At 59.2% G+C, this 25,046-nt stretch carries 26 protein-coding genes and 4 pseudogenes; 18 read left to right on the forward strand and 12 right to left on the reverse strand.

Annotation, left to right across the window (positions count from 1 at the left end; genetic code table 11):
* Nucleotides 1–63 precede the first annotated feature (63 nt).
* Nucleotides 64–381, reverse strand: a complete 318-nt coding sequence (locus QC821_RS19175; protein ID WP_309724744.1) for a site-specific integrase — start codon at nt 379–381, stop codon at nt 64–66.
* Nucleotides 382–624: 243 nt separating this feature from the next.
* On the opposite strand from QC821_RS19175, the gene QC821_RS19180 reads away from it, so the two are divergent.
* The 6 genes from QC821_RS19180 (at nt 625) to QC821_RS19205 (ending at nt 4,513) form a co-directional block, all read left to right on the forward strand.
* Nucleotides 625–1,119: a hypothetical protein gene (locus tag QC821_RS19180; protein ID WP_309724746.1), complete on the forward strand. Its 495-nt coding sequence runs from the start codon at nt 625–627 to the stop codon at nt 1,117–1,119.
* A 104-nt stretch (nt 1,120–1,223) separates the two neighbouring features.
* On the forward strand, nt 1,224–1,451 hold the full coding sequence (locus QC821_RS19185; RefSeq protein WP_309724747.1) for a hypothetical protein: 228 nt from the start codon (nt 1,224–1,226) through the stop codon (nt 1,449–1,451).
* Nucleotides 1,452–1,947: 496 nt separating this feature from the next.
* Nucleotides 1,948–2,868 (forward strand): hypothetical protein, encoded by a 921-nt coding sequence (locus QC821_RS19190; RefSeq protein WP_309724749.1) that lies wholly within the window; start codon nt 1,948–1,950, stop codon nt 2,866–2,868.
* A gap of 27 nt (nt 2,869–2,895) precedes the next feature.
* Nucleotides 2,896–3,534, forward strand: coding sequence for a hypothetical protein (locus tag QC821_RS19195; protein WP_309724752.1), 639 nt, complete (start codon nt 2,896–2,898; stop codon nt 3,532–3,534).
* A gap of 153 nt (nt 3,535–3,687) precedes the next feature.
* Nucleotides 3,688–4,002, forward strand: a complete 315-nt coding sequence (locus tag QC821_RS19200; RefSeq protein WP_309724754.1) for a hypothetical protein — start codon at nt 3,688–3,690, stop codon at nt 4,000–4,002.
* A 100-nt stretch (nt 4,003–4,102) separates the two neighbouring features.
* Nucleotides 4,103–4,513, forward strand: coding sequence for a hypothetical protein (locus tag QC821_RS19205; protein WP_309724756.1), 411 nt, complete (start codon nt 4,103–4,105; stop codon nt 4,511–4,513).
* A 90-nt stretch (nt 4,514–4,603) separates the two neighbouring features.
* Here QC821_RS19205 and QC821_RS19210 read toward each other — a convergent pair whose 3' ends face one another.
* Entirely contained in the window at nt 4,604–4,804 is a 201-nt protein-coding gene (locus QC821_RS19210) for a nitrite reductase (NAD(P)H) small subunit (protein ID WP_422720130.1), read from the reverse strand.
* 32 nt (nt 4,805–4,836) lie between these two features.
* Nucleotides 4,837–5,059: pseudogene (locus QC821_RS19215) on the reverse strand (transposase); the annotation flags it as partial.
* Between the two features lie 119 nt (nt 5,060–5,178).
* On the opposite strand from QC821_RS19215, the gene QC821_RS19220 reads away from it, so the two are divergent.
* Nucleotides 5,179–5,757, forward strand: a complete 579-nt coding sequence (locus QC821_RS19220) for a hypothetical protein (protein ID WP_309724757.1) — start codon at nt 5,179–5,181, stop codon at nt 5,755–5,757.
* Nucleotides 5,758–5,775: 18 nt separating this feature from the next.
* Here the strand turns inward: QC821_RS19220 and QC821_RS19225 are convergent.
* Together QC821_RS19225 and QC821_RS19230 are read right to left on the reverse strand one after the other, a co-directional pair.
* Nucleotides 5,776–5,946: pseudogene (locus QC821_RS19225) on the reverse strand (IS481 family transposase); the annotation flags it as partial.
* Nucleotides 5,941–6,168 (reverse strand): annotated as a pseudogene (locus QC821_RS19230) (transposase); the annotation flags it as partial. The pseudogenes QC821_RS19225 and QC821_RS19230, both read right to left, overlap by 6 nt.
* A 132-nt stretch (nt 6,169–6,300) precedes the next feature.
* Between QC821_RS19230 and QC821_RS19235 the strand changes: the two are divergent.
* A complete protein-coding gene (locus QC821_RS19235) occupies nt 6,301–6,795 on the forward strand; it encodes a GNAT family N-acetyltransferase (protein ID WP_309724759.1) in 495 nt (164 codons plus the stop codon).
* 239 nt (nt 6,796–7,034) lie between these two features.
* Entirely contained in the window at nt 7,035–7,430 is a 396-nt protein-coding gene (locus QC821_RS19240) for a hypothetical protein (protein WP_309724761.1), read from the forward strand.
* Between the two features lie 362 nt (nt 7,431–7,792).
* On the opposite strand, the gene QC821_RS19245 is transcribed toward QC821_RS19240, so the two are convergent.
* Nucleotides 7,793–8,674: a LysR substrate-binding domain-containing protein gene (locus tag QC821_RS19245; RefSeq protein WP_086511885.1), complete on the reverse strand. Its 882-nt coding sequence runs from the start codon at nt 8,672–8,674 to the stop codon at nt 7,793–7,795.
* 126 nt (nt 8,675–8,800) lie between these two features.
* Between QC821_RS19245 and phnC the strand changes: the two genes are divergently transcribed.
* The 7 genes and pseudogenes from phnC (at nt 8,801) to QC821_RS19280 (ending at nt 13,889) form a co-directional block, all read left to right on the forward strand.
* On the forward strand, nt 8,801–9,676 hold the full coding sequence (gene phnC, locus QC821_RS19250; RefSeq protein WP_086511884.1) for a phosphonate ABC transporter ATP-binding protein: 876 nt from the start codon (nt 8,801–8,803) through the stop codon (nt 9,674–9,676).
* 19 nt (nt 9,677–9,695) lie between these two features.
* Nucleotides 9,696–10,562 (forward strand): phosphate/phosphite/phosphonate ABC transporter substrate-binding protein, encoded by an 867-nt coding sequence (gene phnD / locus QC821_RS19255; protein ID WP_309724765.1) that lies wholly within the window; start codon nt 9,696–9,698, stop codon nt 10,560–10,562.
* On the forward strand, nt 10,562–11,371 hold the full coding sequence (gene phnE / locus QC821_RS19260; RefSeq protein ID WP_086511883.1) for a phosphonate ABC transporter, permease protein PhnE: 810 nt from the start codon (nt 10,562–10,564) through the stop codon (nt 11,369–11,371). Before phnD ends, phnE begins: the two co-directional genes overlap by 1 nt.
* Before the next feature lie 2 nt (nt 11,372–11,373).
* Nucleotides 11,374–12,369 (forward strand): NAD(P)-dependent oxidoreductase, encoded by a 996-nt coding sequence (locus QC821_RS19265; protein WP_086511882.1) that lies wholly within the window; start codon nt 11,374–11,376, stop codon nt 12,367–12,369.
* A gap of 180 nt (nt 12,370–12,549) precedes the next feature.
* A complete protein-coding gene (locus QC821_RS19270) occupies nt 12,550–12,846 on the forward strand; it encodes a 2-thiouracil desulfurase family protein (protein WP_309724767.1) in 297 nt (98 codons plus the stop codon).
* A 30-nt stretch (nt 12,847–12,876) separates the two neighbouring features.
* Nucleotides 12,877–13,356, forward strand: a pseudogene (locus tag QC821_RS19275) (pyridoxamine 5'-phosphate oxidase family protein).
* 122 nt (nt 13,357–13,478) lie between these two features.
* Nucleotides 13,479–13,889: a hypothetical protein gene (locus tag QC821_RS19280; protein ID WP_309724769.1), complete on the forward strand. Its 411-nt coding sequence runs from the start codon at nt 13,479–13,481 to the stop codon at nt 13,887–13,889.
* 91 nt (nt 13,890–13,980) lie between these two features.
* Here the strand turns inward: QC821_RS19280 and nirD are convergent, their stop codons facing one another.
* From nirD to QC821_RS19305, 5 genes are all read right to left on the reverse strand, one after another.
* The gene (gene nirD, locus QC821_RS19285; RefSeq protein ID WP_309724771.1) at nt 13,981–14,361 is read right to left on the reverse strand and encodes a nitrite reductase small subunit NirD; all 381 of its coding nucleotides are present in this window, start codon (nt 14,359–14,361) and stop codon (nt 13,981–13,983) included.
* 16 nt (nt 14,362–14,377) lie between these two features.
* Nucleotides 14,378–16,882: a nitrite reductase large subunit NirB gene (nirB, locus tag QC821_RS19290; protein ID WP_309724773.1), complete on the reverse strand. Its 2,505-nt coding sequence runs from the start codon at nt 16,880–16,882 to the stop codon at nt 14,378–14,380.
* The gene (locus QC821_RS19295) at nt 16,879–18,213 is read right to left on the reverse strand and encodes an NAD(P)/FAD-dependent oxidoreductase (RefSeq protein WP_309724775.1); all 1,335 of its coding nucleotides are present in this window, start codon (nt 18,211–18,213) and stop codon (nt 16,879–16,881) included. Before QC821_RS19295 ends, nirB begins: the two co-directional genes overlap by 4 nt.
* Nucleotides 18,214–18,480: 267 nt before the next feature.
* Nucleotides 18,481–19,503, reverse strand: coding sequence for a CmpA/NrtA family ABC transporter substrate-binding protein (locus QC821_RS19300; protein WP_309724777.1), 1,023 nt, complete (start codon nt 19,501–19,503; stop codon nt 18,481–18,483).
* Nucleotides 19,500–20,093, reverse strand: a complete 594-nt coding sequence (locus tag QC821_RS19305; RefSeq protein ID WP_309724778.1) for an ANTAR domain-containing response regulator — start codon at nt 20,091–20,093, stop codon at nt 19,500–19,502. The genes QC821_RS19300 and QC821_RS19305 overlap by 4 nt, the downstream gene beginning before the upstream one ends.
* A gap of 514 nt (nt 20,094–20,607) precedes the next feature.
* Here QC821_RS19305 and QC821_RS19310 point away from each other — a divergent pair.
* Both QC821_RS19310 and cobA read left to right on the forward strand, forming a co-directional pair.
* Nucleotides 20,608–23,367 carry a nitrate reductase gene (locus QC821_RS19310; RefSeq protein WP_309724780.1) on the forward strand — a complete coding sequence of 920 codons (2,760 nt, stop codon included), beginning with the start codon at nt 20,608–20,610 and terminating at the stop codon, nt 23,365–23,367.
* Entirely contained in the window at nt 23,327–24,229 is a 903-nt protein-coding gene (gene cobA / locus QC821_RS19315) for a uroporphyrinogen-III C-methyltransferase (protein ID WP_309724782.1), read from the forward strand. Before QC821_RS19310 ends, cobA begins: the two co-directional genes overlap by 41 nt.
* 261 nt (nt 24,230–24,490) lie before the next feature.
* Here cobA and QC821_RS19320 read toward each other — a convergent pair whose 3' ends face one another.
* Nucleotides 24,491–24,982 (reverse strand): GNAT family N-acetyltransferase, encoded by a 492-nt coding sequence (locus tag QC821_RS19320; protein WP_309724783.1) that lies wholly within the window; start codon nt 24,980–24,982, stop codon nt 24,491–24,493.
* Nucleotides 24,983–25,046: the final 64 nt, after the last annotated feature.

Consider the following 25,046-nt stretch of genomic DNA (forward strand, 5'->3'; position numbering starts at 1 on the left):
CTTCGGCGTCGATCTATCAACCTTCTGGGAGGATTAAGGTCTGGGCGGGGCGTAGGTGCCCCCTCAACCATTTAATCCGGATACCCAGAATTTACCGATATCCCCCAGTGGTTGCTCGAGGACATGGCGATACAGGAACACGAGGGCGTTAAGCGCCTGATTCTGAGTGGCCGCCGCCACATGGCGCTCCACTGCCAAGTGTTCCAAGAAAGCATGCACCTCGGAAGCACCCATGCTGGCGGGGGGTTGAATGCCGTGGAAACGGATGAAATAGCGAATCCAGTAGCAGTACGTCTTCTCGGTACGCGGACTATAGCGCTTCACCCGCATGGTGTTCTTCACGCATGGCATCAGCTTTGGAGGCTTGCCGGGCGTAGCCATCAGAATCTCCTCACTAGGTTGCTGTGTTTATGTACAGAATTGTTGGTGCGGAATAAACGCGCAAGCACGCAAATCCTGCATAGCAAGACTAATTTTAATTAGTTAGCATTAGAATCAGTGTGTTAGGAGATGTTAGTGGGCTACATTTGTCGGAAGAACGTGCCGGCACGTTTCCCAATCATAGAACACACCGTCAAATACCTGTTAGAGGTCAAGGCCAGCTTATGAAGGAACCCAAAGCCAATGCCTGAACTTAATTGGGGCGCCATAGCTACCGGAGGGGCAACATTCGCCGTTGCTCTTATATTGAAAACATTGCTAGATTTCCATATCGCTCCAAAACTGGTTCGCTATCTCGGCTGGTTGCCAGTTAGGAACATATTTAGAGCAAAGCCACCCTCCTTGAAGGGAAAGTGGGAAACAACTTGGGAGCCAGGTGGAAGCACAGGGTTTTCGGAAGTCACAACACGGCACGGCCAAAGCGATACCTGGCAGCTAGGAAGCTATTGCTACAGCGAGTTCTTTTTTGCCGGAATAAAGTATTCGTTCTTTGGCAGGATTAAGTGCGGATATGTGGTTGGTGATTGGTATGCGTCCAAAGATCCGCTTGGGTACTTTGGCACCTACCAACTGGAGATCGTTGATTCTAATGCTTTGAAAGGCAAGTGGATTGGTCACTCAAAAACCACCAGAGAAGTTAGGTCAGATCTGTTGAAATCTACGAAGATTGACCTCTAACAATGCCTTGCATCCGACCCTGGAGTTCCCCCACTTTCCGCTACTTCCCTTCGGTCATTCGCTCCAAGCGGGCGGCTGAAGGAAGGCGTTAGGAGAAGGGTTTCATGCGCGATTATCTGCCTCCAATTCACATAAATGTGAGCGGACCGTTGGCCCATTTTCTGGAGAAAATAGCCGCTATTGCTGACAAGTCTGAAAGGTTTGATGTCGAAATCGAGCATGATGCTATGGGCATCGATGGATTCAGCGTAGCCAATTTTAGGCTCAAGAAGTCCAAGCAACACAAGGGACTGGGTGGCCAATTAATCATTCAGCCTGACTCAAAAAAATAGCTTTTGAAATCAGGGCTGAGCGCTGGAGCCCCCAGGACCCTCCCACCTATGAAACATATGTTAAAGAGGCGAAGGCCCTAATTGGCCCTCTGCTCTCCGAATATAATCGGATCGCAGGCACGCGTCATCGCTTGACGGTCCCAGCCAAAGAGAAGCTTGAACCTAAGCTGCCACCTCAAAGCCACAAGTTGTTTAAGCGCTTTACGAATCTGGCAAATAAAACCGCTTTGCACCCTTTAGATTGGAAACGATTTTATGAATTTGTGCGAAACAGCCGTATGCGAAAGCCACTTGCTGAAGAAGATATGACTCGCTTGCTCCGTAAAGAGGGGTTTCCTGAGGAGTACGCACGTGAAATTGCGGACGTGTACGGTCACCTTTGGGAATTCAAGCAACTCGTTTGAATCCCCTAACAAGTGGCTGTTGTCGGACGCATCTCCGCTGGCGCTTTGGTGCGCCGCAAAGCCAAGGCATTAGGTGTTCCATGGAGATCAGTTTGGACGAGAAAGTAAAACGGTGGGTAGAGAAAGAAGGGTGCCCATTAGAATTTTCAACTGCCCACAAGTTTAAGAAAAGAAGGTTCTCCGTTGAGCAGAGTTATTTTGCAAAAGATGAAAATGGCAAAGCCCGAGAGGTTGATGTTCTAGCAACTGCCAATGTTCCAATCGGCCGCTCTTTTCTCCGAATTAAGCATGTAGTTGAATGCAAATGGAGTAAAGACAAACCTTGGGTGTTATTTAAAGACGAAAAACGTTTTGCCACTTCCGCTTTGGCAGCTCAGCTTATCTCTTCATCGGCTGGCCAAGCGGTCGCTTGGGCCGCCGCTGGCAATGAGGAATTTAAAGAGTTGGGCATGTTTAAGGGAGAGGGGTTTTCTTTTTCAGGGAGACAAGCCTTTTCAAAAGGTAATGACCTTTTTTACCAAGCTGTTCAGGGGGTTGTATCCAACTGCCTAAATATTACTAGGTTTTATGACGAGTACGAATTTGAGCCAGAAGATCATATGCTGGCAGTCATCACTCTTCCAGTAATTGTGATTGATGGAGGTCTTTATGAAGCTACATACGCTCCTGAAAGCGACGAATTACAATTGAATAGTATTAATCATGCTCGATTGCGCTGGAAAGGAAATGAAAGGCGGCAATTGAATACGGTCATTGACGTAGTAACATCAGATTATCTTGATACTTTCCTCGATACCCGTGAAAAAGAGTTAGAAGTTCTCGTTAATTGCTTCGGAGAAACCTTGCGGCAACTGATTAAGTGTTTCCAAGGAAAAACTGAGAAATATTTATTAGTTAGTGAAGGTGCCAGGGGTATTTCTGGCAGGCCAAATTTATTATGCAAGCTTAGCAAACTATCAACACCTAACAAAAAGCTGCAAACGGACGCATCTGACGATGCGCCGTTGAGCTAGGTGTTATGCGCTGAGTACGGAGCAGTGATGGAGCATCTAGTAAGCCCACATTATGACCACTCGAAGCTCGAAAGTCCGAGCCTTACAGACCTCATTGATGTGTTTGAGGATTCTTGGCGAGGGTATGTATTCGGGCCTGCCGAAATGCTACTGAAAAATGCGGGTGGCGACGCGGCAGCTATGACTTTAGAGACCTCGTACTTCGAAGCTATTGCCATCTATATGACAGGAGAAAATAGCGAAGGGAAGTCCAAACAATTTTTTGTGAACGGCTTCTCGCGGTGCTTCAATGCCAGTACAGAAGGAATCGAGACCGCGGCAAAAGAAATCTATAAGCACATCCGGTGCGGCCTTGCGCATACCGGTATGTTAACGCATCGGGTGAATTTCAGCCGAGAGGGCGCGCACGCATTCTACGTTACTTACCCAAAGGATCCTGACGGCTCCCTGAACCTACGCGCCCCCGCTGCATCCATTGTGGTTAATCCACAACGAATGCATGAGGGCATAATGCGCCACTTTGAGCAGTACATTAATGATCTGCGTTGTGGTAGAAGTTCAGACCTTACGGACGCGTTTCAGAAGGCTATTTCGCTTCTCTGGGGGCTTGGGGAGAGTGAAAACATAATAGGAATGACGGAAGATAAATTCAAAGGCCGCGCATAACCAAACCATGAAAACGGACGCTATAGACTCCGCGTCTTTTGCGCATGGCTCCGCCATTTTATGCCAAAAGACGCTTCGCTATATCGCCGTTTATGGTGGCGTTAGCTATGCAACGGATCGGAAAATGTATCGCCAAAAGTAGGGATAATGAATATGCATCTATACGAAGTATGCCTGGAACGTGGAAGAAGCAATCCTGAACACCATAAGTTTTACGAAAATGTACTAGAGCTAAAGGCAAAACAGCCCGATTTTGGTGGCATCAATAACATGTGCATTATTAGCCACCATATGGACCCTAGAACTATACATGTGCTTTGCTCGACTGGAATGAAAAACAAAAGCGATGTAACAGTTGAAGAAATTACGAAAGAAACGCTGGACCCAGAAAACGGGATACACAAGATGCACACTGATCTTGTGGAGAAGTACTTCTTGCCGCATGACAGTTACCCAGCTATCAAGTGAGCGCACCAGCTAACAAATGCAGGCACAGCGACGCCTACTACATTGCGCCTTCGGCTCCATTCCGTAGGCGCGCATGCTGCAAGCGTTAATCGGTAGAGACATGGAACCAGTCATCCAGGAAGAAGTCAGCGGTTGTGGTATTGCGGCAAGTGCTACTCTAGCGGGCATTAGCTATGCAGAAGCCAAGCGTAAGGCAAACGCTCTGGGAATTTACGCCGCAGACCCGACACTCTGGTCGGAGACAGCCCACGTTCACAAGCTTCTACGTGAACTCGGTATTGAGGCGTCACCGACAGAAACACCCTTCGAGTCGTGTGAGTGTCTGCCAGACAAGGCCCTCATGGCGATCAAATGGCGCCTGGAGCAGGGCAAACCATTCTGGTATTGGGTCGTGTTTTTCAGAGAAGGTGGCGAGGTGGTGGTGCTGGACTCCAAAAAGGCATTGAAATCGAATGTCCGCCGGGATTTCGGACGTATCAAGCCCAAATGGTACATTGAGGTAACTAATTAACAGGCCATCGTCTGTGCTTTGTTGTAGCTACTCCTTAAAAGCCGCCAATGCTCTGAGCACTGGCGGCTTTTTTTTTCATACCGACCTACCTCAGGCTTCGATCACAACCTTCTCGCCATCGAAGCGCACCGGCCAGGTGCGCAGGGATACGCTGTCGTCCTCCACGCAACTGCCGTCCTCGAGGCGGAAGTGCTGCTTGTAGATCGGCGAGGCGACGACGCCCTTGATATCGCTGCGATCGGCGATTGATGATGCAGGGCTTTCTGCGGGATATGGTGATTGTATAGCCACCCGTATCGCTTGAGCGTCTACTCCAGGTCTTCGATACCGAACACTCGCTGACGAACCAGAGTGTCGAGCTTATGATGAACCTGTTCTGGTGCGCGGGGGGCATGAGCACGCTGGCCAAGCGGCGTGTCAGGCGACGCTGTTTATCGACTTCACGAAGCAGGAGCAATCCGGCGTCCGTCGTAATGTGGCCCCGGAGAAGTCGGCTTCAATTTGGCGGCGTGAGGGTGGCGAGAAGGTCAGTTTTTCAGGTAACATTTTGGAAGCGGCTGTTGGTGTTGGTTTTTTGTGTACGGTCCTGAAGCTTTAACACTTTCATACGCTTTCTTTTATGCCCAGTGAGAAATCCTGGCTAGGATCTGATAAGGAGAAAAAGCGTGCGACTAGCTATTCTATGTATAACCTTCACTGCTCTCACTTTACCTGCTTATGCTCAAGATGTTGAGACTGATATAATAGCGCTTTTTGAAGCTATTTTTGATGAAAAACAATGCCCAGAATATTATGCTAACAAAGCTGCACCTGTTGTTGAAGAGTACAATTTTCCATCGAGAGAATATGCTTATGACCCACAGAGACTCATCCGTGTGGAGTGCAGTTTGTCAGATGTAGGAGGTCATGAAAGGTTGCTTCATGTGTATTTCCTCAGCGATGGTAAGCGTTTTTCACATGTTAGCTTTGCGAATCCATCATTGGATTACGGGTCTGAGGATCGAGGCACGTTGAAGGGCTATGTAACTCGGCCGGGTTTAATGGACGCAAAAGTAGATGAGGCTGAAGGTCGTATTATTGAAGATGTGAGCTGGTACTTTGAAGAAACGCTCGAAGCTGAGCCAGAGCAGGAGTATTCCTCAAGAGGAGAGTGGTACTTCTCCAATGGCGTGTCTGAGTTACGTTACTATGAAGAAGTGGTCGAACTGGGGGCGGCGCCAATCACCGTTCTTGACCTCAGGTAATCTCCTGTTTGGCGGATAGCTGTCGGGTCCCATGTGATTGACCACTCGTTTGGTAAATAACTCTGGCCGCTTTTCCTGCCATTCCTTCATCGCCGTGATCGGCGATTGATGATGCAGGGCTTTCTGCGAGATATGGTGATTGTATAGCCACCCGTATCGCTTGAGCGTCTACTCCAGGTCTTCGATACCGAACACTCGCTGACGAACCAGAGTGTCGAGCTTACGATGAACCTGTTCTGGTGCGCGGGGGGCATGAGCACGCTGGCCAAGCGGCGTGTCATGTCAGGCGACGCTGTTTATCGACTTCACGAAGCAGGAGCAATCCGGCGTCCGTCGTGATGTGGCCCCGGAGAAGTCGGCTTCAATTTGGCGGCGTGAGGGTGGCGAGAAGGTCAGTTTTTCAGGTAACATTTTGGAAGTGGCTGTTGATGTTGGTGTTGGTTTTTTGTGTACGGTCCTGAAGCTTTAACACTTTCATCCGCTTTCTTTTATGCCCTGTGAGAAATCCGGGTTAGAGGTTAATTATAAATCCGAGGAGCTCGCATGAATGTTCGTCATGTGATCGAAGATAATTTTAGTGAAATAACAGAAATACTTAATCATTATATACTTCATAGTGACGCACGCTATTTTGAGTCGGTGCCTGTATCATTGAGCGATAGGAAATCATGGTTATATACATTCAATCAACAAACGCCGTATCAAATGTTAGTAGCAGTAAGTAATGGTGAAGTGTTAGGTTTTTGTTGTTCGCAAAAATATAGGCCTGAACCTGCATACAATAAGACAGTTGAAGTAAGTGTCTATATTTCACCTAAGTCAACGTCGGCAGGTGTTGGAACAAGTCTGTATGATACGTTGTTTAAATCACTGGAGTCGTTCGATCTTCACAGGGCAGTTGCAGGAATAGCTTTGCCTAATGTCGCCTCGCTTGCATTTCATCATAAGTTTGGCTTCACAGAGGTGGGCACATTTGACGAGTACGGTGTCAAAGATGGAAGGTTCATTAGCGCCACTTGGTTGCAAAAAAAACTGTAGCTACTTGCTTCTAAAAGATTAGCTTCACAGGAAAGTTATTTGCTGCGCTCCAGGTTCTCTTGTGAGCCAGGCGTTATGAGCATAGGAGGAAGCGTGCATAATTTAGCAGCCCAATGGATTGTGGGTTTACTGAGAGATAGGAATATCCCCTTTCTGATCTGTGGAGGACTCGCGGCAAAGGGGTATGGCTCTGAGCGTGAGCTGCATGGCATCGACCTTTTCGTCCCTGGTGAGCATTTTTGTCAGTGGTTCAGGCCGGTCAGGAATTTGTATCCAAAGCTGGGGCTCACCGCCAAGAGGAAGGCTGGGATCTGACCTACGTTCAGTTTAAGTATAAAGGGATAAAGGTAGAGGTGGGGAGTGCTGAAGGCCCACGAATTTTCGATGCAAGTAAAGAGACTTGGGTTCCGCTTAACATGGATTTTTCTCACTATGTGAGCGTGAATGTGCTGGGCCTAGAGCTTCCGCTTATGCTGCGGGAAGACCTAATCCGATATAAGGCTGCGCTTTCACGGCCGGTAGATATCGAAGATATCCGTGCCATCCGAAAGAGTGCGCAATCAGGCCAGGCACCGGATGACAAAATCTCTACCCCGCGCCGGTTTGTCATCGGTGATGACGAGCGTTATACATGAGGCGGAGCTCTGATGAGCTTTTCGTTATTTGACCTTTGGATCCTTAATATGGCATCACTGAATCAGAAAGAACCGCTCTGCTGGCGTTAAAAGGCGTTGGGCCTACGGTTGTTAAGCGCTTTGAGGAAATAGGTATAGATTCATTCTCTGAGCTGGCAAACCATGAGCCAAGCGAAATAGCAGAAATGGTGGCCTCGATGCTTGGGACCACCTGCTGGTAGAATAGTCCTCAAGCATTGTCGGCGGTGGAGCGCGCGATAGATATAGCTCGCCAGGGTCAGCGAATGAGTGATGTGAAATAATCACAACCTGAAGGAGCTGATCTCTAAGGGTATACGGATTTAATGGTTGATGGGGCACCTTCACCCTCCAACTCGTGACGCCTCCGCCACGGCCAAAAACTTACTGATTAATGAGGCTTCTGCCCGGTCCTTGAGACAGATGACGTGCGCGTGTGTATAGAGCTCCAACCCTGCCACGGGTAAGGCCACCAATCGCTTACTGGGCGTAAAAGCCGTTTGCGCGACGACGCCCAACCCCAAGCCCTGAGCCACAGCTTCGCGAACGGCTTCCCGGCTGCCCATCTCCACGGATGTGCGCACTCTCACCCCCGCGGCGGCCAGGCCGAGCTCGAACACGGTGCGCGTGCGTGAACCATCTTCGCGCATCACAAATTCCTGATCCTGCAGGTCATGCAGAGTCAATGAACTTTTACGGGCCAGCGGATGGCCCACGGCGGCGAACACGACCAACAGTTGCCGCTTGAACGGCATACACCACACATTGGGGTCATCCACGTGATGCAACACCACACCCACATCATCTTCCTGATCCAGGACGCGTCGGGTGATCAGGCGCGAATCGCCCATGCAGACAGACACTCGCACCTGCGGGTACTGCTCGCGGAATCGTTTGATCATCGGCGTCACGTTGTAGGGCCCTATGGCCCCGACTTTCAAATGGCCCTGATACTGGCAACGGGCACTGAGCAGTAGCAACATGGCTTGCTGTTCGGTCTGATAAAGGCGGCTGGTGGTTTCGTGCAGCAGTTTGCCAAAGTCCGTCAGCTCGGCACCGCGCGGCGTGCGGTGCAATAACTCCACACCGTAGCGGGTTTCCAGGCGGCTCAAGTGGGCGGAAACCGTAGGCTGGCGCAATCCCAAAAAGCGGGCGGCGGCGGACAGGCTGCCACAGCGGGCAACCGCTTCGAAGGCTCGAAGTTCGGCGCTGGATGAATTTGTCATTACTCACTCCGCGAGACTATAGACTCCACCTATACCCTAAGCGGTAAATATGTCGATTTAATTAATAGGCACGTCATCAAGGCTCGGCATACTGTCGGCTCCAACCCCTGGAGAGGAGCCAAGATTATGTCGAGCACCAACACCGAGGCCGCCGCCCGGGATACTGCATCCCCGAGCCAACCGGCACAACTTCAAACCGAACAATTGAGTGTGACCTACAGCAACGGTCATCAAGCGTTACAGCCCAACTCCCTGGCCTTTGCGCAAGGCGAGTTTGTGGTTCTATTGGGCGCTTCCGGTGCCGGTAAGTCCACGTTGCTGCGTTGTTTGAACGGGCTCGTAAAGCCTTCACAAGGCAAAGTCCTGTCTTCGGCTTGTGGGGATATCGCTACGGCCGAAGCACGGCGAGCCCACCGCCGCCAAACGGGCATGATTTTTCAGCAACATCACCTGATTGGGCGGCTGTCCGTTTTGGACAATGTGTTGCTTGGGCGTATTGGCTACCACAACAGCTGGCGCACCCTGTTGCCCTGGTCCAAAGATGAGAAGCGCATGGCGCTGGCGGCCATTGATCGTGTGGGTCTGTTGGACTATGCCCTGCAGCGGGCCGACCAATTGTCCGGCGGGCAACAGCAGCGTGTTGGTGTGGCCCGGGCGCTGATTCAGCAGCCTTCCATTTTGCTGGCCGACGAACCTGTGGCCAGTCTCGACCCCGCCACGGCGGAGCAACTGCTGACCCTGATTCACAGCATCTGTAAGAGCGATGGACTGACCGCTATCGTCAGTTTGCACCAAGTGAATTTCGCCCGGCGTTTTGCCGACCGCATTGTCGGTCTGCGTAGCGGTGCCGTGGTATTCGACGGCCTGCCCGGCGCGCTCACCGAGGCCGCCGCCCATGGACTTTATCAACGACCGGACAAAGCCAAATCCACGCAAGAACAACCTCAACAGGCCTTGCGGAATGAGCCATTCCGCGATGCTCCACTTCCTTCAGCCCTGTAAATTACTCTCGGAGATTATTATGAAACTGCATTGGCTATTTGTTGCCTGCTTAAGCTTATTGACCCTGGTTTGCACACCGGCATTTGCCGAAGGGAAAGACCCTTCGCGCCTGCGTGTCGCCCTGCTTCCCGATGAAAACGCCTCCACTCTGATTCAAAACGCTCAGCCACTAAAACAATATTTGGAAAAAACCCTGGGCAAACGCATCGAAATTGTGGTCACCACGGATTACTCCTCCATGATTGAAGCCATGCGTTTCGGCCGTATTGAAGTGGCTTACTTTGGCCCCTTGTCCTATGTGTTAGCCAAGTCCCTCGCGCCCGGTCTGGAGCCGTTCGCTGTAGGCGTTGAAGACGGTACTCCCACCTACCACTCCGTCATCATCGCCAACGCCGCCGGCCCGGTGAAATCTTTGGCGGATGTACGCGGTCAGTCTTTTGGTTATGGTGACCAAGCGTCCACTTCCAGTCATTTGGTTCCGAGAGCACACCTGTTCAACCAAGTCGGACTGGATGGCGATAAAGACTATCGACCGGTACACCTGGGGACTCACGATGCGGTAGCCCGGGCGGTTCAGGCGGGGCAGATTCCGGCCGGCGCTCTGTCCAAACCCATCTACGATATGTTGGTGGCTCGCGGTACGGTGGACGCCAGCAAATTGGTAGAGCTGGAGCTAACTGCACCGATTCCCAACTATCCCATTGTCATGCAGGGCGACTTGGCTCCGGCGCTGAAGCAGTCCATTCGCGATGCGTTTTTGAACATGTCGAGCCCCGAAGTACTGGTGGCGTTTCGGGTTGAAGGCTTTGCCGCCACCGACGATTCGGCCTATGACGTGCTGCGTGATACCGCCCGCATTCTGAACATAAACCTGGGAGAAATGTAATGAGCTCGGTGGCAACACCATCCTACGACCACCTCCTGGGCCAAGCCCGGACCCAAGCGGTGCGCAAGGCACGTTTGGTGGCCGTGATTTTGGCGGTATGTCTGGCGGCTCTCGCAATCACCGGCTTTTTTGACCCGGCGCGCTTCATTGAGGGCGGCCCGGCCATCGCACAGCTGGCTTCGGAAATGGTGCCACCCAACTTTAGCCGTTGGCAGCACTGGCTTAAACCGCTATTGGATACTTTAGCCATGTCCATTGCGGGCACGGTGCTGGCGGTGCTGTTGTCACTGCCACTGGCATTGCTGGCGGCGGCGAACACCTCGCCCAACCCCTGGGTGTACCACAGTGCACGAACGCTGTTGGCGGCGCTGCGCTCCGTACCCGAAATCATATTGGGCATACTGTTCGTGGCTGCGGTGGGTTTTGGCGCATTGCCCGGTGTGCTGGCTCTGGCGCTGCACTCGGTGGGCATGGTGGGCAAGTTCTACGCCGAAGCCATAGAGCATGTAGACCCCAAACCCCTGGAGGCGGCCAGTGCCGCCGGGGCTAGCCGCATGCAGGTGATTACCCACTCGGTAATGCCCCAAGTGCTACCGCAATTGGCGGACATCACCATCTACCGCTGGGAATATCACTTCCGTGCCTCGGCGGTGTTGGGCATCGTCGGTGCCGGTGGTATCGGTTTTGAATTAATGGCCGCTCTGCGCCTGATTAACTACGCCGAAGTATCGGCCATATTGCTGGCAATTCTGGCCTGCGTTGTTGTGGTAGACGGCATAGGTGCCGCTTTGCGAAAAAGGCTTCGATAACTATGACAGACAAGATTTTGATCACCCACCCGGTACACGAGGATGTATACCACCGATTGGCTGCCGTAGCCGAGGTGGACATGAACCCCGATCTGGAACCCTGGCCCTACGCTGAAGTGTGCCGCCGCGCCGCCGACGCTACCGCCATCATGGGTTTTATGACGGACCGAGTGGACACCGAATTACTGACCAACGCACCGCGGTTAAAAATCATCGCCTGCGCGCTGAAAGGCTACGACAACTACGATGCCGAGGCCTGCGCCCAAGCCGGGGTGTGGCTCAGCATTGTGCCGGACCTGCTCACCGCCCCCACGGCTGAACTGGCCGTGGCGCTGGCGCTGGGTCTCGCCCGTCATGTGCGCGCAGGTGATGCCTTTGTCCGGCAAGGCAATTACCGTGGTTGGCGTCCGCACTTTTACGGCTACGGATTGCACAATTCCACCGTCGCCGTACTGGGGCTTGGCCGTTTGGGCAGCGCCCTGGTGGAGCGCTTGCAGGGGTTTGGGTGCGCCCGAATACTGGGTGTGGACACTCACGCCAGCTTACCGGGGGTGGTGAATTGCTCGCTTCAGGACGCGCTGGCGCAAGCGGACTTTGTGTTTTCTTTGTTGCCGTTGTCCGAAGAAACCTGGCACCTTCTGGATGCCGCGCACTTGCGTGCCTGTAAGCCGGGCCAACTGCTGATCAATGTGGGACGCGGCTCTGTGGTGGATGAATTGGCGGTAGCCGACGTGCTAGCGGAAGGCCGCCTGGGGGGCTACGCCGCCGACGTGTTCAGTTGCGAAGATTGGGCTTATCTGGAGCGTTTGCGAAAAATTCCGGACGCTTTGTTGCTGGCCGAAAACACCCTGTTCACTCCCCATTTGGGTTCGGCTGTACACAGTGCCCGACGCGCCATAGAACACCGGGCTGCGGACAACATTCTGGCCGTGCTCGCCGGACGCGCGCCCGAAGACGCGGTCGCCGAGGCTGAGATACGCCTAGCCGTCTGCCCATAACACCATCGTCAGCCGGGGAGGCGGGGCCAGGCCCAGTCTCCCAGCTTACCTCTCGCCCCAACCTGCTGATTTGGGGAGATCAACCAGCTATTCCGGATACCCATCTCTAAATCGGTTTTTGCTTGATCACAAGTGTAGGGATGAATAGCTCATGATGTTACGCGAGGCGTCGGAGGTGGTGTGCTGAACGGTGAAGTCTACGTTGTTGAAAAGGATGAAACTATCGTTACCGACGGTTTCACCGAGGGTGCTTCGATTGCTCTGCAATTGTGCAAAAGATTCAATGTCGAAGTGGCGATACTCGCTGAGTCCAGCCCATCCTGCGGCAGTTCATTCATCTACTATGGTAGCTTTTCAGGCAACCGGGTTCCCGGCATGGGTGTCACCGCTGCTTTGCTAAGACGGCATGGTATTCAAGTGTTTAGCCAACATCAGATAGCGGATGCTAGCAAGGCCATTCATGCGCCAGGCGTGTAATTGCGATGTTAGTCATCCTGGGAGGGTATAGTGTCATATGTAATTACTACTGAAGTCCGTGCATCTATAGAGAGAAGCGTGCTCTGTTGGCTGGCGACGAGTGATGAAGATGGGCAGCCGAATGTATCGCCAAAGTAGGTCTTTGCTGTTGCAGATGATCAGCGCATCGTCGTTGCAAACATAGCATCATCACGCTCAGCAAAGAACATCAGGGTTAACCAGAAGGTATGCTTGAGTTTTGTTGATATTTTCGTGCAAAAGGGTTTCAAGGTCATTGGTACGGCAGTCGAGGTAAGGCCCTCGGAACCCGAGTATTCTCACTGGGTAGGTCCACTCCTCACCCTGGCCGGTGATCGCTATCCGATACACAGCATATTCATTGTAAACGCTATCACGGCTGAGCCGATAGTTGCGCCTAGCTATCGCGTTTTCCCCACGGAGCCTACTGAGGCATCACAGATCCAGTCAGCGCTTCGTACCTATGGTGTAATCCAGGAGAAAGGTACATGATCAATCCATGGGCTTCGCTCCCTGCGTGCACGGTATACTTGTAATAAAGCAGTTTGTGGCGAGCCTTGGAGCTGTAGGAAGATGCGGGGAGGCAGTGAAGAGTAGATCGCGTAGGTAGGGATATGAAGCCAGTCATCCAAGAAGAAATCAGCGGTTGTGGTATTGCGGCTAGCGCTACCCTTGCGGGCATCAGCTATGCGGAGGCCAAGCGTAGGGCAAACGCTCTGGGAATTTACGCCGTAGACCCGACACTCTGGTCGGAGACAGCCCACGTTCGCAAGCTTCTACGTGAACTCGGTATTGAGGCGTCACCGACAGAAACACCCTTCGAGTCGTGGGAGTGTCTGCCAGACAAGGCCCTCATGGCGATCAAATGGCGCCTGGAGCAGGGCAAACCATTCTGGCATTGGGTCGTGTTTGTCAGAGAAGGTGGCGAGGCGGTGGTGCTGGACTCCAAAAAGGCATTGAAATCGAATGTCCGCCGGGATTTCGGGCGCATCAAGCCTAAATGGTACATTGAGGTAACTAATTAACAGGCCATCGTCTGTGCTTTGCTGTAGCTACTCCCTAAAAGCCGCCAATGCGCTGAGCACTGACGGCTTTTTTGTTTCATACCGACCTACCTCAGGCTTCGATCACAACCTTCTCGCCATCGAAGCGCACCGGCCAGGTGCGCAGCGTTACGCTGTCGTCCTCCACGCAACTGCCGTCCTCGAGGCGGAAGTGCTGCTTGTAGATCGGCGAGGCGACGACGGCGTCGCCCTTGATATCGCCGACGATGCCGCGGCCGATGACGTTGGCGTCGGAGAAGGGGTCGTGGTGGTCGATGGCATAGAGTTCCTGGGCGTGGCCTGGCAGGTAGAAGATCGCCACTTGGGCCGGGCCCTCGGCGGTTTCGAGCCAGGCGGCGACGCCGGAGAAGGCGACCAGGTCGGCCTTGCTGCAGATGGTTTGCCAGGTCACGTCGGTGTGTGCCTCATCTTTTAGTGCTGTCGCAGTGTTCATGGATGCATCCTGTTGATTAAGCGGGGCGCAGCTGGCCGCGTTCACTGGTCATGATGATGTCCGGATCCGGGCGCGCGTCGTTGACGAAGCTGCGGAAGCGCTTGAGCTTTTCCGGGTCGCTGATGGCATCGGCCCATTCGCACTGGTAGTTGTCGATCACCGTTTGCATCTGGCGCTCGAGTTCTTCGCCGAGGCCGAGGCTGTCGTCGAGGATCACGTCCTTGAGGTAATCCAGCCCGCCCTCGAGGTTCTCGCGCCATACCGAGGTGCGCTGCAGGCGGTCGGCGGTGCGCACGTAGAACATCAGGAAGCGGTCGATGGTGCGGTAGAGCTGCTCGTCGTCGAGATCTGTGGCGAACAGTTCGGCGTGGCGCGGGCGCATGCCGCCGTTGCCGCAGACGTAGAGGTTCCAGCCGTGCTCGGTGGCGATAATGCCGATGTCCTTGCTCTGCGCCTCGGCGCATTCGCGGGTACAGCCGGAGACGCCGAACTTGATCTTGTGCGGCGCGCGCAGGCCCTTGTAGCGGTTCTCGAGCTGAATCGCCATGCCCACGCTGTCCTGCACGCCGTAGCGGCACCAGGTGCTGCCGACGCAGGATTTCACGGTACGCAGCGACTTGCCGTAGGCGTGGCCGGTCTCGAAGCCGGCCTCGATCAGCTCGCCCCAGATATCCGGCAGGTCCTCGAGGCGGGCGCCGAACAGGTCGATGCGCTGGCCGCCGGTAATCTTGGAGTAGAGGCCGTACTTCTGGGCCACCTGGCCGAGCACCACCAGCTTGTCCGGGGTGATCTCGCCGCCGGCGATGCGCGGTACCACCGAGTAGGTGCCGTTCTTCTGCATGTTGGCCATGAAGGTGTCGTTGGTGTCCTGCAGCGGCACATGGGCGGCGTCGGTGATCGGCTCGTTGAAGCAGGAGGCAAGGATCGAGGCCACCGCCGGCTTGCAGATATCGCAGCCGAGGCCGTGGCCATGTTTCTCGACCAGCTCGCCGAAGGTCTTGATGCCCTCGACGCGGACGATGTCGTAGAGCTCCTGGCGGGTGTGGGCGAAGTGCTCGCAGATCGACTGGTCGACTTCGACGCCGCGGGCGGTCAGCTCGTGGTCCACCACGCTCTTGAGCAGTGCGGCACAGCCGCCGCAGCCGCTGCTGGCCTTGGTGTCGCCCTTGACCGTGGCCAGGTCCACCGCGCCGGCGTCGATGGTGGCGCAGATATCGCCCTTGGTGACGTTGTGGCACGAGCAGATGGTGGCGGTTTCCGGCAGCGCGTCCGGGCCTAGCGCCGGGGCGCCTTCGCTGCTCGGCAGGATCAGCGAGGCGGGGTCCTCGGGGAGCTCGAGCCCGTTGTCGTAGTACTGCATCAGGGTGTCGAAGTAGCCGTTGTCGCCCACCAGCATGGCGCCAAGCAGCTGCTTGCCGTCGCTGGAGACCACCAGCTTGCGATACTCCTGCTTGATCTGGTCGAGGTAGCGGAAGTTACGCGCGCCGGGGTTCTGGTTGCCGTGGGCATCGCCGATGGAGCCGACGTCGACGCCAAGCAGCTTGAGCTTGGTGCTCATGTCGGCGCCCTGGAAGCGCGTCTCGCCGCCCATCAGCGTCGACAGCGCCGCCTTGGCCATCTGGTAGCCGGGGGCGACGAGACCGAAGATGCTCTGGTTCCACAGCGCCACTTCACCGATGGCGAGGATCTGTGGATCGCTGGTCAGGCACTGGTCGTCGATCACCACGCCACCGCGTTCGCCGACGTCCAGGCCGCAGTCGCGGGCCAGCTCGTCGCGGGGGCGAATGCCCGCCGAGAACACGATCAGGTCGGTCTCGAGGATCTTGTCGTCCTGGAACACCATGCGATGGCGGGCGGTATCGCCGTCCTCGATGCGCTGGGTGGCGCGGTCGGTGAGGACCTGAACGCCGAGGGTTTCGATCTTCTCGCGCAGCAGCTCGCCGCCCTCGGTGTCGACCTGCATCGGCATCAGCCGCGGGGCGAACTCGACCACTGCGGTGTCCAGGTTCAGGCCGCGCAGGGCGTTGGCAGCTTCCAAGCCGAGCAGGCCACCGCCGACCACTACGCCGGTATTGGCCTTCTCGGCCGCGGCGCGGATCTCATCGAGATCCTCGAGGGTGCGGTAGACCAGACAGCCCTCGCGGTCGTTGCCGGGGATCGGCGGCACGAAGGGGAAGGAGCCGGTGGCCAGCACCACCCGGTCATACGGGTAGCGATGCTGGTCGGTGACCACCTCGTTGACCTCGCGGTCGAGGGCAAATACCGCCTCGTTGAGGCGCAGCTCGATGCCGTGCTCGGCGTAGTAGTCGGCGGTGGAGAGCGCCAGGGAGTCGGCGTCGCGGCCGCTGAAGTACTCCGAGAGGTGCACGCGGTCGTAGGCCAGGTGGCGCTCCTCGCCGAACACCGTGACCTGGTAGCGCTCGAGGGCACCCTGCTCGACGAGCTGCTCGACGAGGTGGTGGCCGACCATGCCGTTACCGATGATGATCAGGCGCTGCTTGGTGGATGCGGGGGTAGTCATGCGGCCTCCTCGACGGGGCGTTCTTGATGAGCGGTATCGGCGGCGCGGTCGGCATCCTCGGCGGCTGCATCGAGCAGCGCCTGAACGTCGGCCGGGCCGAAGAGTAGTGCCTGGCGGCAGGCGTTGAGGTCGCTGCCGGCCAGGGCCTGTTCGAAGGCCCAGGGGCCGATGCGGGTATCGCCGTAGAGCACCACGCCCTCGAGGCGGCCATCGCGCAGCAGCAGGCGGCGGTAGTCGCCGCGCTCGGGGTCGTGGTAGCTGAGCACGTCGTGTTCCGGGGCCGCCTCGATGGGGCCGAAGGCGTAGAGCGACACGCCGCTGATCTTGAGTTTGGTGGCGCTGGGCTGCTCGACGTAGCCGCCGACCGCCTCGCCGGCGAGATGGGCGGCGAGCACCTCGACCTGGCGCCAGATCGGCTCGACCAGTCCGTAGGTGTGCTGCTCGAACTGGCAGCACTCGCCGAGGGCATGAATCGCCGGGTCACTGGTGGTGAGGTGGGCATCGACGAGAATGGCGCGGTCGCTGTCGAGCCCGGCGTCGCGGCCGAGTTCGGCGTTGGGGGTGATCCCCGCGGCCACTACCACGCAGTCGGTGGCCAGGCGGCGGCCATCGTCGAGGCGCACCGCGGCGACCCGGCCGTGGCCGTCGTCCTCGACGGCGGCCACCCGGGCGTCGGTGATGACCGTGAGTCCGCGGCTGGTGAGCTCAGCCTCGAGCAGCCCGGCAGCGGTGACATCTAATTGGCGATTCATTAGCCGCGAGGCGCGCTGCAGCACGCTGACCGCCATACCGCGCTTGCGCAGCCCTTCGGCGGCCTCCAGGCCGAGCAGGCCGCCGCCGATCACCACGGCGCTGCCGCCACCTTGTGCGCACTCGGTGAGGGTGGCGGCGTCCTCCAGGTCACGAAAGCCGTGGACGCCCTTGAGATCGATGCCGGACACCGGGGGCATGGCCGGGCGCGAGCCGGTGGCCAGCACCAGGCGGTCGTAGTCGAGCCGGCGTCCGCTGGCGGTGATCACCTGGCGCGCCCGGCGTTCGATACGCTCGACGCGGTCGCCGAGGATCAGCTCGACGCCCTGCTCGGCATACCAGTCGGCGTCGCGCAGGGTCAGGGCGGCGTGGTCCAGCTCGCCGGCGAGTAGCGGCGAGAGCAGAATGCGGTTATAGGCCGGCACCGACTCGGCACCGATCACGGTGATCTGCGACGGCGGCGCGGGCCGGGCCAGCAGCGCCTCGACCAGCCGCTGGCCGGCCATGCCGTTGCCGATGATCAGCACCCGGTCGCGGCGACCAGGACCTTCAGGCATGGGGGCTTGGGGCGTTAGTGTCATGTCGGTCGACTCCTCGATGACTGGAGCATGCGGCCAAAAAAAAGACGCCTCGGCGTCCTGCTGGAGCAGGAAGCCAAGACGTCTGTGTCCGGTGGTGACGGTCGCCATTGACCGTCGGGCGACCGCGATGCCGCCGAATATTGCGTTGCTCTAGCTAAAGCAAAGCGCCTGCCAATCGGCGGTAATTTCGTCTTTTGGTAGAATTTTCAGTCGACTGGAGGTGTGGTGCAGGGGGGAAGCTGGCCCCATGACGGGGCCAGTTGCACGTCAGTGGTGCAGGGCGCGGTCGAAATGCACAGCGCTGTAACACTCGCCGAGGGTGGCGAGATCGAGCTGCTGCCCCTGATCGCGCAGCTGCTGGTCGATCTGTTCGGCGAGCAGCTCGGCAAACGCAGGGTCGGGGCGCAGCATATCGCGGCCGCAGAGCCGCTGCCGCAGCGGCGGGGCGTCGATGGGCAGGGTCTCGAGATGGCCCACCGAGCGGTCGAGGTAGGGCGGCAGGGCCAGCCAGTCGCGGGCCTGCAGGCGATTGGCCGGCGACTCGGCGAGCCAGTCGCTAGCGGCGATCAGCGCGTGAATCAGCCGGGCTAGCGTTGCCGGGTAGCGATTCGCCCAGGAGCGGGTCACGCCGAGGACCTTCTCCGGCTGCTCCGGCCACAGCTGGGCACCGCTGGCGACGATGCGACCGACCTGGCGGTGCTCGGCGAGGCTGCCCCAGGGCTCGCCGACACAGAAGCCGTCGATCTTGCCCTGCTGCAGGGCGTCGACCATGCGCGGCGGGGGCAGCGCCACCAGCTCCACGTCGCGATCGGCATCGATGCCACCCAGGCTCAGCCATTGGCGCAGCTGATAGTGCTGGCAGGAGTGGGGGTAGACCATGCCCAGACGCGGCCGCTCGCCACCGGCGGTGAGGTAGCCGGCCAGCGCCCTGGCGCTGGCGGCCGGGTCGTCGCCCAGGCCCGCCGTGCAGGCGTCGGCCAGCGCCTGGGAGAGTACGATGGCGTTGCCGTTACGGCTCAGGGTGATCGGCGCCAGGGTATCGCAGGGCGCGCGCCCCAGCCCCAGGCTCATGGCCAGCGGCATCGGCGCCAGCATATGGGCGCCGTCGAGCAGCCCGGCGGCGACCTTGTCGCGCAGCGTCGACCAGGCGTTCTGGCGCGATAGCGTGACCTCGAGGCCCTGATCGGCAAACAGGCCGCGCTCGCGAGCGACCACCAGCAGCACGCAGTCGAGCAGCGGGATAAAACCCAGCTGCAGGCGCTGCAGCTCGGCCGGAGGAAGCGTGTTCATAAGCCTTTCTCTAGTCGTTCGAGGATATCGATGACGCTTGTGGCGACCTCGGCGATGCGCTGGCCGCGGTCCATGGCTAGCTTGCGCAGCATCTGGTAGGCCTGCTCTTCGTCACAGCTCTGGTGGCGCATCAGCAGCCCCTTGGCACGTTCGATGCGTTTGCGCTCGGTGAGTTGCGTACGGGTGCGGTCGAGCTCCTGGCGCATCGCCTGGAACGCCTCGAAGCGGGCGATGGCGACCTCGATGATCGGCTCGACCCGCCCCTGGGCCAGGCCATCGACCACATAAGCGCTGACCCCGGCCTTGAGCGCCGACTGCATGGTCTCGGGGTCGTGATGGTCGGCGAAGAACACCACCGGGCGAGGGTTCTCGCGGTTGAGCTGGGTCATGCTGTCGAGAATGTCGCGGTCCGGTGACTCCATGTCGATGATCACCACGTCGGGCTGATGCCTGGCCACCATCTCATTGAGGCTGGCAGGGCTCTTGAGGTGGCAGATCACCCGATGACCTTCCCTGACCAGCGCCTCCTCGACCATGGCGGCGCGCACCTCTTCATCATCGACCAGTAGAACATCAAGCGCTGGGGGCATGGTGTGGGCTCGTCTAGCAGTGGTTGAGGCGCACGTACTTAGGTACTGCAAGTTATATTCCACGTCGGCCCAGTGAGCGTCTGCAAAAGGGCTGCACTCGTCTTCGTTCGCCTCTTTTGCAAACGCCCTCTCCGTGGCCGGCGGGGCGGCGCACGCTGCCGGTGGGAGGCGTCGAGTGCCTTCGGCAGGCTGCTGCGCCGCGTCATACTGGTGCAAAACCCAGGCCAAGCGCAATGCTGTGGTGCGATCAGCGCCGCCGCTGGCGATCCGCGGCGGTGTCGTCGGCTCGCCGGCCGGCCCGGCCCGCCGGGCAGTGGCGGTAGGGCAGGGCCTAGCTGGCATGGCGCTTGCTTGGTGTATGCCTAGCACTATGACTACAGCATAGATAATTGCCGAGGGCCAACGCCGGCCCTCACCCGACGACGACGTCCACTATCGGCATCCCCAGATGCCGATAGTGGGCGTTTTTGCGTTTTAGCCCTTGCATCGGGCGGCGGCGAAACGAGGAGTCACCATGTATCAGGCCGATGATTCAGCGCCGATATGCGATCGAGCAAAGACCACCTGCCCCTACTGCGGGGTAGGCTGTGGCGTGACCGCAACCATCGAGGGTGGGGCGATAACCGCCGTGGAAGGGGATCGCCAGCACCCGGCCAACTATGGGCGGCTGTGCGTCAAGGGCTCGGCGCTGCACGAGACCCTGGGCCAGCAGGGGCGCCTGACCCGGCCGTGGGTGGATGGCGCCGAGGTCGACTGGGACGTAGCGCTGGACGCCGTGGCCAGCCGCCTCACGGCGATCCGCACCGAGCATGGCAATCAGGCGCTGGCGGCCTACCTCTCCGGCCAGCTGCTGACCGAGGACTACTACGTCGCCAACAAGCTGTTCAAGGGGTTTCTCGGCACGCCGCACCTGGATACCAACTCGCGGCTGTGCATGGCCTCGGCGGTGGCCGGCTACAAGCGTGCCTTCGGCGCCGATGCGGTGCCGTGCTGCTACGAGGACCTCGAGGAGGCCGAGCTGGTGGTGCTGGTGGGCTCCAACCTGGCCTGGAACCATCCGGTGCTCTATCAGCGCATCAAGGTGGCCAAGACCCGTAATCCGCTGATGCGGGTGGTGGTGATCGATCCGCGGGTCACCGACAGCTGCGAGATCGCCGACCTCTACCTGGGGCTCAAGCCCGGCAGCGACGCGCGTTTGTTCAATGGCCTGCTGAGCTGGATGGCGGCCAAGGGCAAGCTGGACAAGCTGTATCTCACGCGCCATACCCAGGGCTTCGACGAGGCGCTGGCCGCGGCCCGCGAGGAGGCCAGCGACCTCGAATCGGTGGCCGCCGACTGCGACCTCGACGCCGAGGCGCTGGAGACCTTCTACTACTGGTTCGCCAGCCAGCTGCACGTGGTCACCCTCTACTCCCAGGGCGTCAACCAGTCCTCCAGCGGCACCGACAAGTGCAACGCGATCATCAACTGCCACCTGGCCGGCGGCAAGCTGGGCCTGCCTGGTGCCGGCCCCTTCTCGATCACCGGCCAGCCCAATGCCATGGGCGGCCGCGAGGTGGGCGGGCTGGCCAACCAGCTGGCCGCACATATGGACTACCACACCCCCGGCGCCATCGACCGGGTGACCCGCTTCTGGCGCACTGCGTCGCTGACGCCGACCCTGCCCGAGGGCCCGGGGCACAAGGCCGTCGAGCTGTTCAGCGCCATCGAGCGCGGCGAGGTCCAGGCGCTGTGGGTGATGGCCACCAACCCGGCGGTGAGCCTGCCGGACGCCGCCCGGGTGCGCGCGGCACTGGCCAAGTGCCCGTTGGTGATCGTCTCCGAGTGCGTGACCGACACCGACCTGCTGGCCTATGCCAATATCGTGCTGCCGGCCTCGAGCTGGTCGGAGAAGGACGGCACCGTAACCAACTCCGAGCGCTGCATCTCGCGCCAGCGCGGCCTGCTGCCGCCCCCCGGGGATGCACGCCACGACTGGTGGATCATGTGCGAGGTCGCCAAGCGGCTGGGCTACGGCGAGGCCTTCGCCTACGCCCACCCCAGCGAGATCTTCGACGAGCATGCCCGGCTCTCGGGCTTCGAGAACACCGCCGAGCCCGCGGGCGCCAGGCGGCTGTTCGATATCTCCGGACTGGCGGGCCTCGACCGCGTCGCCTATGATGCGCTGGCGCCGATCCAGTGGCCGGTCACCGCCCAGGCGCCGCGGGGCACCGCGCGGCTGTTCGAGGATGGCCACTTCGCCACCGACAACGGCCTGGCGCGGCTGGTGCCGATCACCCCGCGTGGCCCCGAGCAGCGCCTGAGTGCGGCGCGGCCATTGCGCCTCAACACCGGGCGTATACGCGACCAGTGGCACACCATGACCCGCACCGCACGCGCCCCGCGGCTGATGAACCACCGCGCCGAACCGTTTATCGAGGTGCATCCCGACGATGCCGTGGCGTACGGCGTCGCCGACCAGCGCTTGGCGCTGCTGAGCAGTGAGGCCGGTGAGTATCGCGCCCGGGTGCGCGTCGCCAAGAGCCAGCGCGCCGGTGAGGTGTTCGTGCCGATGCACTGGAGCGACCGCTTCACCAAGCAGGCGCGCAGCGGTGCCCTGATCACCGGCCACACCGACCCGCTCTCGGGGCAGCCGGAATCCAAGCACGGCGCCGTGGCCCTGGCGCCGCTGAGTACCGCCTGGGAGGCCACCCTGTTAGTCAGCGAAGCGCTCAGTGAAGAGCTCAGCGACGCTGCGCCCTGGTGCGAGAGCGACTACTGGGCGCGCATTCCCATGCGCGGCTGCCAGCGCTGGCAGTTGGCCAGCGGGCAAGTCGAGCACGACTGGCTCGAGCGCCTGGCGGCCTGGCTGCCCGAGGCGGCGACGCTGTGGTGCGAAGATGCCGGTGATGGGCGGCTGCGTGCCGCGGCGGTGCGGCATGGACAACTCTGCTGGTGGGCCATGGTCGGCCCGCCCGCCGAACTGCCGGGCCTGGCCTGGCTCGAGCAGCGCTTCAACGACGCCGAACTGAGCGACACCCATCGCCGCCGGCTGCTGGCCGGCTGCGACGACGGCGCCGCCGATACCGGCCCCACCATATGCAGCTGCCACCAGGTCGGCCAGAAGGCGATCGTCTCCGCCATTCGCGACGGCGATACCAGCGTCGAGGCGCTGGGCGCCCGGCTCGCCTGCGGCACCCAGTGCGGCAGCTGTATTCCAGAACTCAAATCCCTGCTCGAAGAGGAACGCACCCATGCGCGCACCAAGCCGACCCCTGAAACCCAAGTGGCCTGACGCCTTGGTCCGCCTCAGCCAGCGCATGACGCGCTACTTCACCGCGCTCGGCGGCGAGCCTTCAGGCGCCACGCCCGGCGTGGCGCTGGGCGGCGAGTGTCGCCCGGGCAAGGTCTACCTGGTCGGCGCCGGCAGCGGCGATGTCGAGCTGCTGACCCTCAAGGCCGCGCGGCTGCTGCAGCAGGCCGATGCGGTGGTCTACGACCGTCTGGTGGAGGAGGAGGTGCTGGCACTGATCCCCGCCGGCCGCGAGCGCTACTACGTGGGCAAGGCACGCGGCCACCACAGCGTGCCCCAGGCCGAGATCGGTGCGCTGATGGTGCGCCTGGCCGGCGAGGGCAAGTCGGTGGTGCGCCTCAAGGGCGGCGACCCCGGGGTGTTCGGACGCATGGGGGAGGAGCTGGCCGCCCTGGCGCAGGCCCAGGTGCCCGCCGAGATCGTGCCCGGCATTACCGCCGCCTCGGCCGCTGCGGCGAGCATGGGCATTCCGCTAACCGACCGCGGCCATGCCCAGCAGCTGCGCTTCGTCACCGCCCAGCTATGCCGCGAGGACGGCACACCGGACTGGGCCTCGCTGGCGCGCCGCGACGAGACCCTGGTGTTCTACATGGGGCTCTCCAAGGTCGCCGCCATCTGCGCCGGGCTACGCGACGCTGGCCTGCCCGGCGACTGGCCGATCATGCTGGTGGCCAACGCCAGCAAGCCCGAGCAGCAGTCGCTGATCGGCAGCCTGGCGGATATGCCGGCCCAACTGGCGGACCAGCCGCTGCCCTCGCCGTGCCTGATCGTGGTCGGCAGCGTGGTGCGCATGGTCGCGACCAGCCCCGCCGTGCATCAACACGCGTCAAACTTAACCATTTAATCCAAAGCATGCGCCATGTCTGAAAAGTCGGCGAGCGAAGGTCAGGTCTAGGCCCGTTCCCGACGGGCCAACGCACTCCCCACATCCATGTGGGTCGCAAAGCAAAAATCGGCGACAAATCGTCAGGATTGACGATTTGGGCAGCTCCGCTGCTCAAAGAGCGAGCGACAAGGATGTCGCGAGTCCAAAGCGGAGTTTACGGGGTGTTAATGAGTACTTTGAGCCGATTTTTAACGCCGTATGGCCGAGCGCAGCCACTTTTCAGTCCGTGGCCAGGCGCTTGTACATGATGCGGGTATTAACCAGCCCCAGCTCGCGGTGGCGGTAGCCGCCAGGCACCGTGCCGATGATCTCGAAGCCGAGCGTCTGCCACAGGCGGATGGCCACCTCGTTGGTCGCGACCACGGCATTGAACTGCATGGCTAGGTAGCCGGCCTCGATGGCGACCCGCTGGGAGTGCTCGCACATGGCGCGGGCCACCCCCTTGCCGCGGGCCTGGGGGGTGACCATATAGCCGCAGTTGCAGACATGGTCGCCGGGCCCGGCGGCGTTGGGCTTGAGGTAGTAGGAGCCGAGCAGCTCGCCGTCCTGCTTGACGACGAAGGTGAACTGGGGAAGCTCGCACCACAGCCGCCAGGCGGTATCGAAATCCATGTTTGGGTCGAAGGCGTAGGTCTCCTGCGCCTCGACGATGGCCTTGAAGGTCGGCCAGAAGGCGCGGAAGTCATCGCGGGTAATCGGAGTGATGTCCATGCGGTCTCTCGATGATGGCAGCCGACTATTCTGACCAGTCACCCCTGTGACGCACAAGGGCCGG

The sequence above is a fragment of the Franzmannia qiaohouensis genome (genome assembly GCF_031451695.1).
Taxonomy (GTDB): Bacteria; Pseudomonadota; Gammaproteobacteria; order Pseudomonadales; family Halomonadaceae; genus Franzmannia; species Franzmannia qiaohouensis.